This is a genomic window from Paenibacillus rhizovicinus (genome assembly GCF_010365285.1).
Taxonomy (GTDB): domain Bacteria; phylum Bacillota; class Bacilli; order Paenibacillales; family Paenibacillaceae; genus Paenibacillus_Z; species Paenibacillus_Z rhizovicinus.
The window spans coordinates 6190255-6207904 of record NZ_CP048286.1 but is presented as its reverse complement, the minus strand read 5'-3'; the positions used below and the strand labels follow the sequence as shown (position 1 = coordinate 6207904).

The 17650-nt window shown below is 55.3% G+C and carries 16 protein-coding genes; 3 read left to right on the top strand and 13 right to left on the bottom strand.

What is annotated here, in order from left to right; translation table 11 throughout:
* Positions 1 to 114 precede the first annotated feature (114 nt).
* The 6 genes from GZH47_RS27685 to GZH47_RS27660 form a co-directional block, all read right to left on the bottom strand.
* The gene (locus GZH47_RS27685) at positions 115 to 627 is read right to left on the bottom strand and encodes an adenine phosphoribosyltransferase (RefSeq protein WP_162644199.1); all 513 of its coding nucleotides are present in this window, start codon (positions 625 to 627) and stop codon (positions 115 to 117) included.
* Entirely contained in the window at positions 624 to 3044 is a 2421-nt protein-coding gene (gene recJ / locus GZH47_RS27680) for a single-stranded-DNA-specific exonuclease RecJ (protein ID WP_162644198.1), read from the bottom strand. Before recJ ends, GZH47_RS27685 begins: the two co-directional genes overlap by 4 nt.
* A gap of 74 nt (positions 3045 to 3118) precedes the next feature.
* On the bottom strand, positions 3119 to 4030 hold the full coding sequence (locus GZH47_RS27675; protein WP_162644197.1) for a cation diffusion facilitator family transporter: 912 nt from the start codon (positions 4028 to 4030) through the stop codon (positions 3119 to 3121).
* A gap of 173 nt (positions 4031 to 4203) precedes the next feature.
* On the bottom strand, positions 4204 to 5136 hold the full coding sequence (gene secF / locus GZH47_RS27670; protein WP_162644196.1) for a protein translocase subunit SecF: 933 nt from the start codon (positions 5134 to 5136) through the stop codon (positions 4204 to 4206).
* Entirely contained in the window at positions 5126 to 6394 is a 1269-nt protein-coding gene (secD, locus tag GZH47_RS27665) for a protein translocase subunit SecD (protein WP_162644195.1), read from the bottom strand. Before secD ends, secF begins: the two co-directional genes overlap by 11 nt.
* Before the next feature lie 88 nt (positions 6395 to 6482).
* Positions 6483 to 6743: a post-transcriptional regulator gene (locus GZH47_RS27660; RefSeq protein WP_162644194.1), complete on the bottom strand. Its 261-nt coding sequence runs from the start codon at positions 6741 to 6743 to the stop codon at positions 6483 to 6485.
* Positions 6744 to 6981: 238 nt separating this feature from the next.
* Here GZH47_RS27660 and GZH47_RS27655 point away from each other — a divergent pair, with 238 nt between their 5' ends.
* Positions 6982 to 8607 (top strand): putative polysaccharide biosynthesis protein, encoded by a 1626-nt coding sequence (locus tag GZH47_RS27655; RefSeq protein ID WP_162644193.1) that lies wholly within the window; start codon positions 6982 to 6984, stop codon positions 8605 to 8607.
* 66 nt (positions 8608 to 8673) lie between these two features.
* On the opposite strand, the gene GZH47_RS27650 is transcribed toward GZH47_RS27655, so the two are convergent.
* Positions 8674 to 9360: a DUF421 domain-containing protein gene (locus tag GZH47_RS27650; RefSeq protein WP_162645474.1), complete on the bottom strand. Its 687-nt coding sequence runs from the start codon at positions 9358 to 9360 to the stop codon at positions 8674 to 8676.
* A 322-nt stretch (positions 9361 to 9682) separates the two neighbouring features.
* On the opposite strand from GZH47_RS27650, the gene GZH47_RS27645 reads away from it, so the two are divergent.
* Both GZH47_RS27645 and GZH47_RS27640 read left to right on the top strand, forming a co-directional pair.
* On the top strand, positions 9683 to 10084 hold the full coding sequence (locus tag GZH47_RS27645; protein ID WP_162644192.1) for a TIGR04086 family membrane protein: 402 nt from the start codon (positions 9683 to 9685) through the stop codon (positions 10082 to 10084).
* A 109-nt stretch (positions 10085 to 10193) separates the two neighbouring features.
* A complete protein-coding gene (locus tag GZH47_RS27640) occupies positions 10194 to 11057 on the top strand; it encodes a phosphatase PAP2 family protein (RefSeq protein ID WP_162644191.1) in 864 nt (287 codons plus the stop codon).
* Between the two features lie 163 nt (positions 11058 to 11220).
* On the opposite strand, the gene yajC is transcribed toward GZH47_RS27640, so the two are convergent.
* From yajC to ruvB, 6 genes are all read right to left on the bottom strand, one after another.
* Positions 11221 to 11547, bottom strand: a complete 327-nt coding sequence (gene yajC, locus GZH47_RS27635) for a preprotein translocase subunit YajC (RefSeq protein ID WP_162644190.1) — start codon at positions 11545 to 11547, stop codon at positions 11221 to 11223.
* 62 nt (positions 11548 to 11609) lie between these two features.
* A complete protein-coding gene (gene tgt, locus GZH47_RS27630; protein ID WP_162644189.1) occupies positions 11610 to 12743 on the bottom strand; it encodes a tRNA guanosine(34) transglycosylase Tgt in 1134 nt (377 codons plus the stop codon).
* 26 nt (positions 12744 to 12769) lie between these two features.
* Positions 12770 to 13816 carry a tRNA preQ1(34) S-adenosylmethionine ribosyltransferase-isomerase QueA gene (queA, locus tag GZH47_RS27625; protein ID WP_162644188.1) on the bottom strand — a complete coding sequence of 349 codons (1047 nt, stop codon included), beginning with the start codon at positions 13814 to 13816 and terminating at the stop codon, positions 12770 to 12772.
* A gap of 8 nt (positions 13817 to 13824) precedes the next feature.
* Positions 13825 to 15996 (bottom strand): SpoIID/LytB domain-containing protein, encoded by a 2172-nt coding sequence (locus GZH47_RS27620; RefSeq protein ID WP_225446243.1) that lies wholly within the window; start codon positions 15994 to 15996, stop codon positions 13825 to 13827.
* A gap of 98 nt (positions 15997 to 16094) precedes the next feature.
* Positions 16095 to 16541 carry a thiol-disulfide oxidoreductase DCC family protein gene (locus GZH47_RS27615; protein ID WP_162644187.1) on the bottom strand — a complete coding sequence of 149 codons (447 nt, stop codon included), beginning with the start codon at positions 16539 to 16541 and terminating at the stop codon, positions 16095 to 16097.
* On the bottom strand, positions 16541 to 17596 hold the full coding sequence (ruvB, locus tag GZH47_RS27610; RefSeq protein ID WP_162644186.1) for a Holliday junction branch migration DNA helicase RuvB: 1056 nt from the start codon (positions 17594 to 17596) through the stop codon (positions 16541 to 16543). Before ruvB ends, GZH47_RS27615 begins: the two co-directional genes overlap by 1 nt.
* Positions 17597 to 17650: the final 54 nt, after the last annotated feature.

Genomic DNA, 17650 nt, shown 5'->3' with positions numbered 1-17650 from the left:
TCCGAGTTTTTCCTATTATTATGCCTGTTTTCAAGCCTTTCCGTCAACCTCCGCGATAGAGAACGCCGGACACAGAAGCGTGAGCTCCCGTGTCCGGCGTCAGGTGTGCATGAACTAGTACGTAACGAGCGAGAAAATGTCGATGTCGCCGAGTTTGCTGCGGCCATCCAAATAGCCGAGCTCGATCAAAAAGGCTGCGCCGACCACTTCGCCGCCGAGCTGCTCGATCAGGTTGATCGTCGACGCGATCGTTCCGCCCGTCGCGAGCAAATCGTCGGCGATGAGCACTTTCTGGCCCGGCTTGATCGCATCCTTGTGGATCGTCAGTTTGTCTTTGCCGTATTCCAAATCATAGCTTGCTTCGACGACTTCGCCCGGCAGCTTGCCGCTCTTGCGGATCGGCACGAAGCCCAGGCCCATCGAAACAGCCAATGGCGCCCCGATAATGAAGCCGCGCGCTTCCGGTCCGGCGATGAGGTCGATCTGCTTGTCTTGGATCGCTTCTTTAATTTCGTTGATGGCTGCAGCGTATACCGCTCCATTGTTGGTCAATGTCGTGATGTCTTTGAAGCGAATTCCCGGCTGCGGGAAATCAGGGATGACGCGGATATGTTCTTTATAGTTCATGAATGGACGACTCCTTCGTTGTGTTCATTTTGTGTAATGCTGGATTGCACGGTGAGCCAATCGGACAACTGCTTGGCCGGCAGGCTCAGAATCGCGTTGGATTCCGCCATTCGGCTGCCATCGCGATACTTGCGTGAGAGCGACAGCTCCTTCTTGCCGGTTACCGCGCTGAGCGCGATGGTTTCGTTCTCGCACGCGATAAATTCCAGCTCCTCGAACACGCCGAGCATCAGATCGACACTCTGGGCGGAACGGTTCAGCCGCGCGGCGAGCGCTTGCCGGCTTCCCGCCTCCGGCAGCGGACATTCGCGCCGCAGCAGCTGGTACAGCTGGCCGAAATCTTCACGTGCGGGGAATTCAGCCTGCTCCTTGTCGATGCTATAGAGAAGATGAACGGCTTCGAGTCCGGAACATGCGGCAACCGCGCTTGATAGCTGCTCTGCGGACGCCGGTTTACCGATCACGATCAAATGGCGACCTTGTATATATTGCCCGATAAGTGCTTCGTAGGTCAAGAGTTGAAATCCTGGCGGAAGCCGGAAATGCTCCGATTGCCCTGCGGCTTCCATCCACGGAGCATTCGGCACGAGGACGATTCCCTGGGATTGCGCGATTCCGCTCGAGCCAAGCAAGCGGCCAAGCGACGCGAACGTTTCGCACTCCGGGTCGTTTCGCTTGTCGAACAGTTGAATATGAGGCACTCGCAAATCGCTCAGCATAAACTGCGCTTTGCGCTGTCCGTTCCACTCGTTGATCGTCAATTCGCCGACGACCTCGACTTCCGCCCCGAAGGTTAGCCGCTCCGCAAGATGGCCGTATCCGAAGCCGATGGCATCCAGCATTTTCCCTTGTCCGGCGAGCGCGAGCTTCAAATGCGTCCGTTCCTTGCCCATCGTTTTGCGGTCAGCCAGCGTAATGCCGGTCAAGAGCAATTTCGGCGCGGCGTTGCCCGCTCCGAACGGTTCGAGCTTCGACAGCTGCTCGCGCACCTTAAGCGTAGCATCCTCCATTTTGCAGGACAAGTCGATCGTCAGTTTAGGCACCCAATCATCCTCTTGCAGCCATGCATCCGCAAGGCTCGAGAGTTTGGCTTCGAACGGCGCCAGGTTGTCACGGTGAAGCGTCATGCCTGCCGCCGCCTGATGACCGCCGTAATGATCGAGCCATTCTTCGCATTCCGTGAGCGCCGCATGCAGGTCGTAACCTTCTATGGAGCGGGCCGAACCCTTGCATTTGCCCGTCTCCGCATCCATGCCGAGAATGATCGTCGGCTTATAATGCTTCTCGATCATTTTGGACGCCACGATGCCGACGACGCCCGCATTCCAGCCTTCGCCCGCAAGTACGATGACGGACGGTTGAGGCTCGCCTGCCTCTTTCGCCGCTTCGCATTTCGCGTCCCACATCGCCTGCGCCTGCAGGACGATATCTTCCACGATCCCCTGCCGTTCCTTGTTCAGCGCATCGAGCCGGATCGCTCCGGCTGCCGCAGCTTCATCGGTTGCGGCCGTTAGCAGCTCGACTGCCGCATTCGCATGATCCAGCCGACCTGCCGCATTGATGCGCGGCGCCATGCTGAATGCGATATGCGTCGCGAGCAAAGCCGGCAGGTCCACGCCGCCGACTTCGGCCAATGCCCGGAAACCGGGTTTGTCCGTTTGGCGGAGCTGTTCGAGCCCGAATCGCACAAGGACGCGGTTCTCGTCCGTAAGCGGCATGAGATCCGCGATCGTGCCGAGGGCCACGACATCCGTCCACTCCAGCGGCGGTTCGCCTAGCAGCGCCGTCGCCAGCTTGAAAGCGACTCCGACGCCCGCCAGTCCTTTGAACGGATAACCGCAATCCTCCTGTTTAGGATTGACGATGGCGTGCGCTGCGGGAAGCACATGCGGCGGCTCATGATGGTCGGTCACGACCACGTCAATGCCCAGCTCGGCCGCATAAGCGATTTCTTCCACCGCGCTGATGCCGGTATCGACAGTCACGATTAGAGTGACGCCCTTCTCCGCCGCAGCTTCGAGCGCCTTCTTGTTCAAGCCGTACCCTTCGAGCGTCCGATGCGGAATATAATGATCGAAATTCAGCTCCAGCCGCTGGAACAGATACGTCATCAGCGTCGTGGAGGATACGCCGTCCGCATCATAATCCCCGTAAATCCGAACGCGCTCGCCGCGCTGTCGGGCAAGCGAGATTCGGTCCGCCGCCGTCTTCATGTCTTTCAGCAGAAACGGATCATGCAAACATTCGATGCCGCCATTCAGAAACTGTCTCGCCTCTTCCACGCGGTCGTAGCCGCGCTGCACGAGCAGTCTTGCCACCAGCGGCGAAAGGGAAAGGGAGCGCGCCAATACGGCAGCGCGCGCTTCGCCTTCCACATCGAGGGACGCGAGGTTCCAGCGTGTTTTGGATTGCAGCAAATCGCTTGACACCTCTCTTTATCAAAGTGAACCTTATTCACTTTTGTAATTTCAAAAAAAATGAACGCTAGCTGCTATTGCAGTAGCGTTGTCAGTTGTTCCTGATTGGAATCATGATTTGTTTTGTACGGATAACCGGGATCGTAAGGCTCTACGTGCACGGTCACTTCCGTCATATGATTAAACCGTTTCATAATAAATTCTCTGACGCGTTTCGCGATTTCGTTGCCTTCCAGCACCGAGATCCGCGGGTTGACGCTGATAACGACTTCCGCAACCGCATAATGGCCGTGTTCACGCGCACGAAGCACTTCGATGTTGATGACGCCTTCCATGCGCTGAACGACAGCTTTCAGCTCCGACAAATCAGACGGCTCCACTTCCAGAAACCGGCTCCGCATGACTGAAGCCGACGCGACGCGATATCCGCTGCTGAACACGATGACGACGATAATCAGCGATGCGGCAGGATCGAGATAATAGAGAAGATGCATGCCAAGCGGTTTGCCTAGCATCGAGCCGCCCGTGCCTACTAACGCCGCAAGCGAAGCATAGAAATCGACGCCCCGCTCTTTCGAAGAGAAACCGACTTCCTTCACGAGGAAAGCAGCCAGAACGACTGCAGCAGCCGGCCAGCCCGGCGTGTCTTCAACGCCGTCCGCAATCGACTTGATCGCGGAAATACCGATTTCGAGACCGACGATCATCAGCAATAGGGAAGCCAGAACGCCGGTCGCGGCCTCGGAGCGGCCCCGGGAAGCCGGTACAGGCGCATAGGGAGATCCCAGCTGCCTGCACCGGCGGATGCCGGTCAAGGAGACAAACGAGGCGGCTGCCTCGGAAGCCGAACGACAAGCGTCGGCAAGCAGCGATTTGCTGCCCGCCATCACGCCTACCCCGGCTTTAACCGCTGCGATGCAGACATTGCCGATAAGTCCGGTCCATGCTGCTGACTCCGCATTGGCATAACGTTGGTTCGCTGTCATGGACGCCTCCTGATTGTTATTACGTCGTACTGTCTATCTTGCGCACTGCTATCTTGCCACATAAGAAATTATAAGCTTTCGCGTCTCACGAAAGAACAAAATTATAGTGACGATAAAATCCGCCGTTCAACGTGTTCGTTCATCCTCGAATCGCTTCGATCGAGTTTTTCAACCTACGATGCAGCCGAAGACTTGGCAGTCGGTTTCGGTTTTTGTTTGCTCTTCAGCGCCAGCCACAGCGGACTCGCGATAAAGATCGAGGAGTACGCGCCGCTGATAAGGCCGAACAGTACCGCGAGCGAGAACATCCGAATCGATTCGCTGCCGAAGATGAGCAAGCAGATCGTGGCGAAGAGCACCGTCATGACCGTATTGATCGAACGGGACATCGTCTGCCAGATACTCGCGTTGACGACGTTCGCGACGTCCTCGTGCGTCTTCAGCTTGGCGAAGCGTAGATTCTCCCGCACGCGGTCGAAGATAACGATCGTATCGTTGATGGAGTAACCGACGATGGTCAGCACGGCCACGATGAACGGCAAATTCACTTCCAGCTTGAAGATCGAGAACAAGCTGATGACGATGAACGCGTCATGGAGCAATGCGACGATGGCCGCGACAGCGAAACGCCATTCGAAGCGAATGCTGACGTAAATCATGATGCCGATGCTGGCGACGAGCACGGCTTTGAGCGCGTTGCCTTGCAGTTCCTTGGCGATTTCGACGTCGACCGTGTTCACTTCCATGGAAGCGCCCTTGTCGAACTTGTCCATTATGCCTTGCTTAAGCGTGTTTTCCTTGACGTCCGTCAGTACGTCGTCGAATCGAAGCGTGACGCGCTTCGCGCCGAACGTCATGCCAGGCGTGCCGAAGTCGTTGTCCTTAAGAAACTGTTCTATTTGCGCCTTCTGGCCGCTAACGTCCTTCTTGAAGGAAATGTCGACGCTGGAACCCGCCTTGAAGTCGACGCCGTAGTTCAAGCCGTGATAGAGCAGCGTGACGATGCCGAGCAGGGTGATGATGATCGAGAAAATAAAGAAGTATCGGGACTTGGCGACAATGCTGAACCGCTTGTCCGAAACGTTGTCGAATGCCTTATAGTGCACGGATTTCACTCTCCTTCACGCCGAAGTTGGATTTCTTCTTGACCACACCGCTCTTAAGAAGAAGCGTCAGTAGCAGGCGAGAGAAGAATACGTTCGTCAAGATGCTCATCGCGATGCTGAGGAGCAAGATGACGGCAAAGCCTTTGACCGAACCGACCCCGATGAAGAACAGCACGAGCGCGGCGATCGCCGTCGTGACATGGGCGTCGATGATCGTCCGGAACGAATTCTTCGAACCGGCTTTCTGCGACGAGAGGATGCTCTTGCCGCTGCGAAGTTCCTCGCGGATCCGTTCCGCCATGATGATGTTGGCGTCGACCGCCATCCCGATGCCGAGAATGAAGGCCGCGATGCCAGGCAACGTGAGCGTTGCATGAATCAGGTTAAAGCCGAGCAGCAGCAGCCAGATGAACACGATGATCGAAATGCTGGCGATAACGCCCGGCAGACGATAGAAGATCATCATGAACAGCAAGATAACCACTGTCGCGATCGCGCCCGCGTAAACGGTTTCGTCAAGCGACTTCTTGCCGAGCGTAGCGCCTACGCTCTGCGTGTATTTCTCGGTCAGCTTCAGCGGCAGCGCGCCGAGGTTGATCGTGTCTTTCAGGTTCTTCGCTTCGTCGCGGGTGAAATCGCCGGAAATAACGGCGCTCGAACTATTAATCTCTTGCGCGACGTTCGGAGCAGAGATCATCGTTTCGTCCAAGAAGATCGCAAGCGGGCTGCCCGTAGGGCTAAGCTTGGAAACTTCGCGAGTTACTTCCGCGAATTTGCTCGCGTCTTTCAACTTGATCGTAATCTCGTATTGGTTGAGGTTCGTTTGCTGCACGTCTGCGCCGTTCTGCTTGAAATCGCTGCCGGTCAACTCGACCTTGCAGTAACCCGCGTCGGCGGCGCAGCCGCGCGCGCTGCGGAACGTCAGCTCGGCCGGCTTCTTCAGCACGTCGCGGACTTTCTTCTCGTCGGTCACGCCGGCGATCTTCACGCGGATGCGGTTGTCGCCTTCCGTCGTTACTTCAGGTTCCTGAACGCCGGTGGAGTTGGCGCGGGCCTCGAGGCTCTTCGCGGTCTCGTTCAACGAATCCTTCGTGACCTTGCTGGTCGCGTCGATCGGCTCGGCTTCATACAGGATCTCGAAGCCGCCTTTCAAGTCCAGTCCGAGTTTGACGTCGTCCACGACCCACTTGGACAATCCGCCAACGACGCCGAATGACACGACGACGATGAGAATAAACATTAACAGTCGACGATTCATAATTCCCACAGTTCCCCCTTAAGTGCTCTGTTCAATATTCCTATTATACCGATGGCTCAAAATCGAGTCAAAAAAAAGAGCCCACTCGTTAAAAATGGGTCCCTTTATACGCGCTTAGCGTCATAAAGTTCATAAATTTTGTCACTTTTAACGATAAAATGTCATTAACGACTTGATGTCTGGCCGGCTCTCCGTTCTTGGCGTACTTCTCGCTGACGCAGTGCCAAACTTCTTCTCCGGTGACATATTCGTAACCGAACAGCTTAAACTCCTCGGCTTTGCTTTTACATAAGTATTCGATAGTGGAGATCCATTCTTCTCCCGATAACGGACTGTCTTCGCCTTCCATTTCATGCCTCCCTTGCCTCGATGTCTTCTCGTCCTCCTTTACATTCGCTATTGATGTCCACATTCCTGCCAAATCGCGTTCCTCTCCAAAAATTGACTGCATGGATGCGGACATGCTGCATAAGCATGGAGGTAGGATGCAAGATGCATACCCGAGCAACGAACGAAGTTCGTGACCAGGGGCGAACCAAGTTCGCGACCAGGGTAGGACATGTTCACGGTAGAGGGAGAGGAACGCATTGAATAAGCAAACCTTTATGAAAGGCGCTTTGATCCTGCTTGCCGCGGGGGTCGTTAACCGGATTCTCGCTTTCGTGCCGCGTATCGCGCTGCCTCGCATCATCGGCGCCGAGGGTGTCGGAATCTATCAGCTCGGTTATCCGTTCCTGATCGTACTGCTCACGTTCATAACAGGGGGGATTCCCCTGTCCGTCGCCAAATGGATTGCCGAGGCGGAAACGCAAGGGGACGGCAAACGCGTCAAACAGATTTTCCGCGCGGCGATGGCGCTTACGATTATGCTTTCGACAGTGCTTACCGTCCTCTTCATCTGGCTGACGCCTTGGATCATCGACCATTTGATGACGGAGCCCCGCGTCTTTCAAACCTTTCGGATGATGAGCCCGCTGCTTATCATTATCGGCATTTCCTCCGTATACCGCGGCTATTTCCAAGGCAAGCAGAACATGATTCCTACCGCATTCTCGCAGACGATGGAGACGGTGATCCGGATCATCTTCGCGCTGTTGTTTGCCAAATGGCTGCTGCCCTTCGGATTGGAATGGGGAGCCGCCGGCGCTATGTTAGGCGTCGTTGCCGGAGAGATCGCGGGCTTCGCCGTCCTCTTGCTGCATTATGCAAGCGACCGCAAGCGACCGCCCGGCACGCCGATGGAGACCGCAGATAACGCGAATGAGCTTGATCCTTTCCCCCCGCTATCGACAGAAAGGCCTCATGGCAAAACGGCTGCCAAGGAAAAGGAACGCATTCCCGTCATGCGTCGTTTGATCAGCCTGTCTGTCCCGGTCACCGCCAGCCGCATGATCGGCTCCTTCTCCTACTTGCTGGAGTCCATCTTCACCGCGCGGGCGCTCCTGCTTGCCGGAATTGCAACAGGCGCCGCAACGGCCCAGTATGGCGCGCTGCAAGGCATGATCGTGCCCATTCTGCTGCTCCCGACGGCCTTAACGTATTCGCTCGCGGTGTCGTTGGTCCCTTCCTTATCGGAAGCCGCAGCCAAAGGCGACAGAGCGACCATTCATAAAAGACTGCATCAATCCATGCGCCTCGCGCTCGTCACCGGCGCTCCGTTCGTCGTCGTCATGCTATTGTTCGCCGATCCGATCTGCCGCATTCTGTACAATCATGCGGAAATCGCTCCTATGCTGAAATGGATGGCGCCGGTTGGCCTGTTCATCTACCTGCAAGCCCCGCTGCAGGCGGCTCTCCAAGCGCTTGACAAGCCGTCCACGGCGCTTATGAACACCTTCATCGGCGCGATCGTGAAGTTGGTTCTGATCATGAAACTGGCATCTATGCCATCGCTCGGCATCTACGGGGCCCTTATCGCCATCAACATCAACATCGTGCTCGTGACGGCGCTGCATTGGATCAGCGTGACCCGATTCGTCGGCTTCCGCATGCAGTGGATCGATTTTCTGAAAGTAATCACGGCCATGTGCATCATGGGGGCGGCATCCCTATGGGTCATGAATCAGCAGGTACTTCCCAAGCTGTGGCTGAACTTGATTGCCGCCTGCATGGCCGGCGTCATCGTATATTTGCTTCTGATGGTCGCGCTTCGAATCATCGACCGGCACGACGCCGCCCGGATCCCGCTCATCGGCCGCTGGTTCCGGCCTTAATGCTTATCCGGCTCATGAAAAAAGCACCGGCTTCTGCCGATGCTCCGTGGTTCTTGCTGTCATAGGTCAATGATGCGGTCCTTTTCGATGTTTCGCGTCGATAAACAGCTTGCCCCGATGGTCGATCGTGCATAGAAATACATGCTTCACATCGACGATTCCTCGCTGCTTGAGCTGATTGTTCAACCAGAACCTGTCTTTCTCCAATCGTTCCAAGTTATCCTTCTGAATTTCACCGTCCATGATGAGCGGAACCGGCAAATTCTCGAAACGGTAGTTGCGCGGAAATGTTTTGGGAAGCCGGGATTCTTTATTGCCCGAATCCTCTTCCCCTTTGCCTTCGCCTCCGGATGATCCATGTACGTTTCTATCCTTTTGAACGATGGACAGCTTGCCTGTCGTTTCCAATATCGCAAACTCCACATCGGCGATGTTCGTCTTGTTCTCCCGGAACTGCAGCAGCAAATCGTCCAAATTGTACCGCTGCTTGCGCATCGCTTCGCGGTTGAGCTTGCCTCGGTCGACGAGTACCGTAGGCTTTCCGTCAAACAGCATCCTCATTTTCCGAAACCTGAGCGATATAAGCGCAATCCCAATTTGCACGACGAGCAGGATGATCATCGGAAAAATGCCATCCATAATCGGCCGATCCGTATCCTCAATGACGAATACAGCAATTTCCGCAATCATGACGGAAATGACCAAGTCAAATACCGACAGTTTGCCGATTTCCCTTTTCCCCATCAGCCGCATAATCACAAATACGACAAAATAGATGAGAAGCGTACGGAATAAATGCGGACCATATTCCACGAGAACCGCCCTCCTTGCGTAAGGTACAACTATTGTCACCGGATGGTCTCCGCGTCATACGAAGGGGAATAATCGAATTATTGGAAGGTACTAATCCCGGCGGCTTGGCCATATGTTGTAATAATCATGGGACGAGGTGAAACGGCTGCCGTCGATCTTGGCGGCGCGGCGCGTTTCATTCCGGAGAAATACAAGCCCAAGTATAAGAATAAACTTATACTTTCTTGTATTTCAAGAAGACGAATAGGAGGGACATGCAACAATGAAAACGATCAATGCGATGAAAAACGTTCCAAAAGTGCATATGGCCTCGCCGCTGCTATCGGGCATTCTGTATGCTTCGATCTGGCTCGCAGCGGGTGCCTTGCTTTTGTCGGCGCTCCTTAGATGGGGCAGCATGCAGGAAAGCGCTTTGCCGACGTACAGTCTGGTCGTTCACGGCTGTTCTGCGCTGGCTGGCGGCTTCGTATCCGGCAGGCGTTCAAGTCAGCGCGGATGGTATTACGGAGGCATGCTGGGCGTCGCTTACGCCGTTCTGGTACTGCTCGTCAGTTTCCTGGCAAGTAATACCGGTTTCAGCGGCAAAACGCTGACCATGCTGATCGAAACACTGCTGTGCGGCTCGTTCGGCGGCATGATCGGCGTCAATACGAAGCGATCCTAATCGCTCTCGGGTCCGCGGAACAAGCTTTGAAATTGTAATCATCCCTGCGAAATGTGTTATACTATACCGGATCGTTACGACGTAACACCTTAGGGGGATATCAAGTATCATGACTTTGTTTGACAACATGACGACGGTCGCGCTGTATACGACCCTGACCGTCATCATACTGATCTGGTATGGAGCTGCCGCAAATCCTTTCAAAATCGGCGGATTATTCGTTAAAGAGAATCTCTTTAACCGCAAATACAATCTTCACTTCGTTGCGCTCATTCTCATTCTGATTTGCAACAAGTATGAGCTCCGCATCGAGAATCACATGAAGAACACGTATGATTTCGCAAGCTTCTTCCAATCGATCGAAGGCAACTTCGTCGCGAATTTGCAGCATACGTTCGAAAGCGCCTGGCTAACACCGATTCTGGCTTTTATCTATGTGGTCGTATTCCAGGCGCTGCTGATCGCATCGGTCGGTATCTATACATACCGAAGCCCAAACAAGAAGATGTTCTATGCGACCTGCTACGCCATCATGCTCAACTATGCCATCGCGATTCCGTTCTTCTTGTTCTTCCCGGTAAGCGAAGTTTGGTACCATGACCCGAACGTGAGGTTCCTGATGTTGGACGTGTTCCCTGATTTCGAGCATCAATACCGCGCGTTATCCGGATTGAACAACTGCTTCCCGAGTTTGCATACGTCCATTTCCGTGACGCTTGCCATCCTGGCGGTTCGTTCGGGCATCAAACGCTGGGCTTGGTTTTGCAGCATCTGTGCCGTCGTCATTATCTTCTCGATTTTCTACCTCGGCATCCACTGGCTCATCGATATGTGCGGCGGTCTCGCGCTCGCGACATTCGCCTCTACGATGGGCATGCGATTGAGCCGCATAAAATGGTCGCAGCGCGAACGCCGCGGCACGATCGTGCCCCAATCCGCGCCGGTCAGCTATTTACGCGAAGACGCGAAGTAGTATTCAATCCACTATCCCTATCCCCATATAAAAGCATGACAAAACGACCGCTGCATGAGCGGGCTTCGGCCCCGCTCGCAGCGGTCGTTTGCTTTTCGCGAATGAATTGCGTTAATCGGCCATAAAAAAACGGCAGCGCATCCGCGCTGCCGTTCTCAAGACGCTAGCTTTTAATATCTTCCGCTCTGTCTTCCTTCACCATTACAGGTGCCGCCGCCGGAATGGCCGCGTTGGAGGAGACGACCGTGTTGATCGCACTGCGATCAAACGTAATCTTGGTGGAATCGTTAACGCGCAGAACCGCCGTATCGTCGGTAAGCTCTACGATCGTTCCATGCATGCCGCCAATCGTAACGATCTTGTCGCCCTTCTTGATTGCACTCAGCATGGAGTTGCGCTGTTTGGACTTACGCTGCTGCGGTCGGATCAATAGGAAGTAAAACACCGCGAACATAAGGATAAACGGGATTAAGGATGCTGCTCCTGACATATAATTCACCCCTCTCTCTGGATGTATGGGCGATCAGTTCCGCTGCAGCGGAACGACCAGCCTTAAAATCCTTTATCATTCTCAAACAAGCCATACTTCGTAAAGAAGGCATTCCGGAAATCGAGCAGCCGGTCTTCCATAATGGCCTGTCGTACGCCTCGCATTAGATCAAGCAGGAAATGCAGATTGTGAATCGTCGTTAACCGGATTCCGAACGTCTCGTCGGCTTTAATCAGGTGACGAATGTATGCGCGCGAATAGTTCGTGCATGTGTAGCAGCTGCACTCAGGATCCAGGGGGCCGAAATCCTCTGCGAATTTAGCGTTGCGGATTACGAGCCTGCCTTGACTTGTCATTGTCGTGCCGTTACGCGCGATTCGCGTCGGCAGAACGCAGTCGAACATATCGATACCGCGAATCGCGCCATCGAGCAGCGCGTCCGGTGAACCGACGCCCATCAGATAGCGAGGCTTGTTCGCCGGAAGAAGCGGAACCGTACAATCAAGGACGTTATACATCAATTCCTTCGGTTCTCCCACGCTTAATCCTCCAATAGCATACCCCGGGAAATCCATGGAAGTCAACTCCAGCGCGCTCTGACGGCGCAGATCCTCGTACATGCCGCCTTGCACGATCGCGAACAATGCCTGGTCATGCGGACGCGCATGAGAGGCCAGGCAGCGCTCCGCCCAGCGGGTCGTCCGCTCCAGCGAATTCTTGACATAATCGTAGTCGGCCGGATACGGCGCGCACTCGTCGAACGCCATCATGATATCGGAACCGAGCGCGTTCTGGATTTCCATCGCTTTCTCCGGTGAGATGAACATCTTGTCGCCGTTCAAATGGTTACGGAACTCGACGCCCTCTTCCTTGATCTTGCGCATGTTGCTCAAGCTGAACACTTGGAAGCCGCCGCTGTCCGTCAGGATCGGACGATCCCAATTCATGAACTTGTGAAGGCCGCCGGCCTTGCGCACGGTTTCGTGGCCCGGACGGATAAATAAGTGGTACGTGTTGCTCAGGATGATTTGGGCATCCATCGTCTTCAGTTCTTCCGGGCTCATTGTCTTGACAGTCGCCTGCGTGCCGACCGGCATGAATGCCGGCGTCTCGATAACCCCGTGCGGCGTATGTACGCGGCCGAGCCTCGCTCCCGTTTGTTTGCATGTTTTCAGTAATTCGTATTTAACTGCCACTTTGCACTCTGCCTCTTTCCAGGTTCTTAATAAATAAACATTGCATCGCCGAAGCTGAAGAATCGGTATTCCAGCTCGACGGCTTCCTTGTAAGCCTGCATGATCGACGACCGTCCAGCCAACGCGCTGACAAGCATGACGAGCGTTGATTTGGGAAGGTGAAAATTCGTAAGCAGCGCATTTACAAGCTTGAACTCGTAACCAGGGAAAATAAAGATATCGGTCCAGCCGCTGCAAGCCCGCAGTTCTTCATACGCAAAACGGGCGGCAACGGTTTCAAGCGTTCGCGCGGAAGTTGTTCCGACAGCGACGATTCGGCCGCCTTTGGCCTTGGCGCTGCGCAGCATGCCCGCAGTCTCTTCGCTCAGCTCGTAATATTCGGAATGCATCGTATGCTCTTCGATCGTATCGACCGACATCGGACGGAACGTGCCCAGGCCGACATGCAGCGTAATAAAGCCTACATTCACGCCTTTGCGTTCCAATTCTTCCAAGAAAGGTTTCGTAAAATGAAGCCCTGCCGTCGGCGCCGCCGCTGAACCTTCATGCTTCGCGTATACGGTCTGGTACCGTTCGCGATCGTCGAGCCGTTCCTTGATATAAGGCGGCAAAGGCATTTCGCCAAGGCGATCCAGCAGCTCGGGGAAGATGCCCTTGTACTGAAATTCAACCTCCCTGGCTCCCATTTCGCCTTCTCCCACGACGACGGCCTCGAGTAAAGGCGCTCCGGTCCCGTCGTCGCCGAAAGCCAGCTTCACGCCGACCTTGAGCCGTTTTCCCGGCTTCGCCAGCGTCTCCCAGCGGTCCCCCGCCAGCTGTTTCAACAGCAGCAGCTCTACCTTCGCTCCGGTGTCGGCTTTAACCCCAAGCAGCCTTGCCGGCATGACCCGGGTATTGTTCAATATTAGCGTATCGCCGGCTTCAAGCATATCCGCCAGCTTCGTAAATTGGTGATGTCCTATTTCACCGGTCGCCTTGTTTAACGTCAAGAGCCGCGACGACGTACGGTCTGCAAGCGGCGTTTGCGCAATCAAGCGCTCCGGTAATTCAAAATCAAAGTCGTTTACATTCATCGGTTTAGTCATTCCTTAACGATTTTCGCGTCTTTGTAGTAGTATTGCATAATATATTTGTAGTCATACCCAAGGTTTGCCAAGCCTCGCGCGCCGTACTGCGACAGCCCGACTCCGTGGCCATTTCCTGCTCCGACGAAACGGAATGCCGGATCCTTCGTCGCTGCCCGGACTTCTCCGCTGCCGTTCAGCACGAAGAAGTTGGCTGCTTTGAGCTCCTGATTCTTCCCATTGCCGCCGATCATGTACATCGCTCCGCTATCCGAAGGCCGATCGCTCGTCGCTCCGCCGGATCCGGCAATGGTCAGCTTCGCCGTCTCATCGATTTTGAACAACGTGCTTGGCAATCCCCCGAACGCGGCTCGATAAGCATCCGGATTTTTGACGCTGATTACCTGGCCGTTGGCTTGAATTTCGGTCGGCCGGCCGGACGGCCCCATCTTGCTGATGGACAGCGTCCGGATCGGGCCGCTGATTGCCTTGACGAGCTTGCCTTGCGTCAGCTTGAGCATATCCGCCGCAGAATAAGTTCCGCGCACCCAATTCATCTCATTGGACTGGGTGACCTTCTCCAATTGCACGACGAGCGTTCCTTTGTTGACCGTATCCACGACCTGAACGTTGTCCTGCACAAGCGGGATAGGACGCACCTTCGTGCCGTCCCCCTTCACGCGCAGAACGGCTTGTCCGCTAACGGACTTCTGTCCGGTATCCTCTAGCAAATCCTCGCGGATATAACCTACTAGATTGTTCGACAGCACGACGCGGTACCACTTGTACAGCCCATTCTCGGACGACGTGTCCGGACTTTGAATGCTCTTCAGATAATCGACGGCGCTGCCCCAGATTTCCGTGGCATCTGCCGTGAATCCGCCGGCGCTGGACGAAAAGACGGTATTGATGACTTTTCCGTCATACATGGCCACCTGGCCCTGCGTCGCATCTACGGCCGCGATCGTCGCCGGCTTCTCCGAACCGATGCCGCCGTATGCTTGGCTGAGCGTCGTATCCACGACATGCGCGATTTGATATCCGAATCCTTGGTACAACGCATACGTGCGTGCAGCGACCGCTTGCGCTTTAAGCGCTTCTGCGGGCCATGAGGCCGGCATTTCCGCGCCTACCACGGCGTACACATACTGCTCGAAGGGAACCTCGTTAATGACGGCCATCTTGTTATTCATGCCGCTGACTTCGAACGAGCCGCGGTAGCTGCGACTGTAACGTTCCGCCAGCTTGATCCCGGAAGGATCTTTCGTCTCGATCCACACTTTCGTGTCGGCCAACGGCACGGAGTAAAGCGCCACGGGCGGCTTGGAGGCCGATTCCGCGGTCGTATAATCGTCGCGGATGAGCATATAGGCCGATTTGGCATCCGTCTGGCTCATCGCCAAGCTTGCATCTGCCTGCAGGGCTTTCGACTTGACCGCGCTCAAAGCGGCCGCATCGCTCTCTGCGCCAATGAGCACCGTGTAGATGCCGGACGCTGTACCGTTCTGCTTCATCGCCGCGTACGCCTCGATGCCCTTTGCCGTAAGCTTCTGGGCTGCCGCTGCAGCCTCGCTCTTGGAAGCATATTTCATTCCTGTTTCCAAATGGAGAGGTCCGATTAATGCGGCTTTTGCCGTTTTGCCAACATAGCCCGCGATCGTGGCGTCTTTCAACCATTTGCTGCCGGCCGCGCTGGCATCGGCAGCGGTCGTATAGGAGCCTTCCGAAATCTGATACACCTTGCCCCGCGGATCGGTGACGGCCGTCATGATGCCCGAAGCGCCGAGCGCTTTAAGCCGCTTCATGACATTGAGCGCGGTCATGTAATCCGTCGTTTCGAACAGCTGCGGCTTATAGTCGTCCATCGTGAAACGGATTATTTCGCCGGCGCTTGTCGCGAACAGCGGAACGACCGAGGACGGTAAACGTATACCGACCTTGAGCGAGCCGGAAGAGCTGAACGTCGAGACCGCCGTATTCAAGGTGTATTTGCTTGTATTCAAGAAGATGCCGACCCGAATCGTATCCAGCGTCGGCACGGCTGCACCTTCGGATGGGCTGGATGTCCATATGGATAACGCGGTCACGCCGGCCGCAATAATCGCAATCGTTCGTTTTGCCTTCGGCATTGCGAATAACCGCATGGCCGATCCCTTGTCACCGTCATTCTGAACGTTTACGCCATTCACGGCTTTATCGTCCTCCTTAAAGTTTTGCGAAGCAAAACTGCTTCGTAAGCATGAGCTTAGTTTTGCGAAAGCAAAACTGCTTCGTAAGCGCAGGCTGTTTAGTCCCTTTTCGGCAGCGCGCAAGCGCCGTCATGGCAGCTGTCATCCGCTTTGCCGAACCATTCATAGCGCCTTCCTGCAATGAAACGATACATCAAATCGGCTGCGCTGCGCAGTCCGGGTACCTTATAGAGCGGCGCAAGCCATCTTAGTCCTCGGACCGTTCTTAGAATACGTACGACTCCGGCAGCCCCTGCGTGCAGGGTGCCGTCCATCTCAACGACATGCATTTTCGTCAAAAGCTGATCTTCGGTTACAGCTGAAAGTTCGGGAATCGTCTCATACGTTTCCTCGAGAGATTGAACGGGAATGAACCGCAATATCGCGGTCGACTGCAGCTCTTTCAAACGACGGACGCTGGCCAAACATAAATTGCAGGTCCCGTCGTAGAGCACGATCAGCTTCTCGCGCCTCTCTTCTTCAGCTTGTTTCCTTCTAGAGCCCATTAGACGAAGCCGCCTCCTTCTTCCTTCGCTTCTCCCGCATCGGCGGATGCGGCGTTATCTTGAGGTATTGGCAGTCCTAAATGCCGATAAGCGAGCGGCGTTACCATCCGGCCGCGAGGCGTTCGCTGCAAAAAACCGATTTGCATCAGATACGGCTCGTATACGTCCTCAATGGTTTGCCCTTCCTCGCCGATCGTTGCGGCGATCGTATCGAGTCCAACAGGACCCCCGCGGTAAATCGTAATCATCGCCCGCAGCATCTTGTGGTCGATGCTGTCGAGCCCGAGCGGATCCACTTGAATCAGGCCCAGCGCGGAGCGCGCCAGATCATGCGTTACGATGCCGTCTCCGCGGACTTGCGCGAAATCGCGTACCCGCTTCAGCAGCCGGTTCGCAATCCGCGGCGTTCCCCGGGAACGCATCGCGATTTCCTGCGCGGCTTCTCCGATCACGCTCACGCCGAGAATTTCGGACGCGCGCGACACGATAAACGATAACTCGTCGACCGTGTAGAACTCCAGCCGGCTGACGACGCCGAAGCGGTCGCGCAGCGGAGCGGACAGCAGACCGGCCCGCGTCGTCGCCCCGATCAGCGTGAACGGCGGCAGCTCCAGCCGGACGGAACGCGCGCTCGGCCCTTTGCCGATCATGATATCCAGCGCGAAATCCTCCATCGCCGGATAAAGCACTTCCTCGACCGATCTGTTCAAACGATGAATCTCATCGATGAACAATACGTCGCCTTCTTGCAGATTGGTAAGCAAAGCCGCAAGATCGCCAGGCCGCTCGATAGCCGGTCCGCTCGTCGTTCGCAGACTGACGCCAAGCTCATTGGCGATGATATTCGACAGCGTCGTCTTGCCAAGGCCCGGCGGGCCGTACAGCAGCACGTGATCCAGCGCTTCTTTGCGCAGCTTCGCCGCCTCGATGAATACTTTCAAATTATCTTTCACTTGCGACTGACCGATATATTCGGACAAATAACGGGGACGTAAACTAAGCTCCACCGCTTGATCTTCCATCATGAGGTTGGCGGAAATTATCCTCTCGTCCATTCACGCTTGCCCCTCTCCACTCTGCTACTCGGCTTCGTTGACCCTGGCCGCGAA

What these genes read in the sequence shown, in the direction of transcription:
- GZH47_RS27685 (WP_162644199.1), bottom strand. Translation starts at nt 627, where the DNA reads ATGAACTATAAAGAACATATCCGCGTCATCCCTGATTTCCCGCAGCCG.
- GZH47_RS27675 (WP_162644197.1), bottom strand. Translation starts at nt 4,030, where the DNA reads ATGACAGCGAACCAACGTTATGCCAATGCGGAGTCAGCAGCATGGACC.
- secD (WP_162644195.1), bottom strand. Translation starts at nt 6,394, where the DNA reads ATGAATCGTCGACTGTTAATGTTTATTCTCATCGTCGTCGTGTCATTC.
- GZH47_RS27660 (WP_162644194.1), bottom strand. Translation starts at nt 6,743, where the DNA reads ATGGAAGGCGAAGACAGTCCGTTATCGGGAGAAGAATGGATCTCCACT.
- GZH47_RS27650 (WP_162645474.1), bottom strand. Translation starts at nt 9,360, where the DNA reads ATGCGGCTGATGGGGAAAAGGGAAATCGGCAAACTGTCGGTATTTGAC.
- GZH47_RS27645 (WP_162644192.1), top strand. Translation starts at nt 9,683, where the DNA reads ATGAAAACGATCAATGCGATGAAAAACGTTCCAAAAGTGCATATGGCC.
- GZH47_RS27640 (WP_162644191.1), top strand. Translation starts at nt 10,194, where the DNA reads ATGACTTTGTTTGACAACATGACGACGGTCGCGCTGTATACGACCCTG.
- yajC (WP_162644190.1), bottom strand. Translation starts at nt 11,547, where the DNA reads ATGTCAGGAGCAGCATCCTTAATCCCGTTTATCCTTATGTTCGCGGTG.
- queA (WP_162644188.1), bottom strand. Translation starts at nt 13,816, where the DNA reads ATGAATGTAAACGACTTTGATTTTGAATTACCGGAGCGCTTGATTGCG.
- GZH47_RS27615 (WP_162644187.1), bottom strand. Translation starts at nt 16,541, where the DNA reads ATGGGCTCTAGAAGGAAACAAGCTGAAGAAGAGAGGCGCGAGAAGCTG.
- ruvB (WP_162644186.1), bottom strand. Translation starts at nt 17,596, where the DNA reads ATGGACGAGAGGATAATTTCCGCCAACCTCATGATGGAAGATCAAGCG.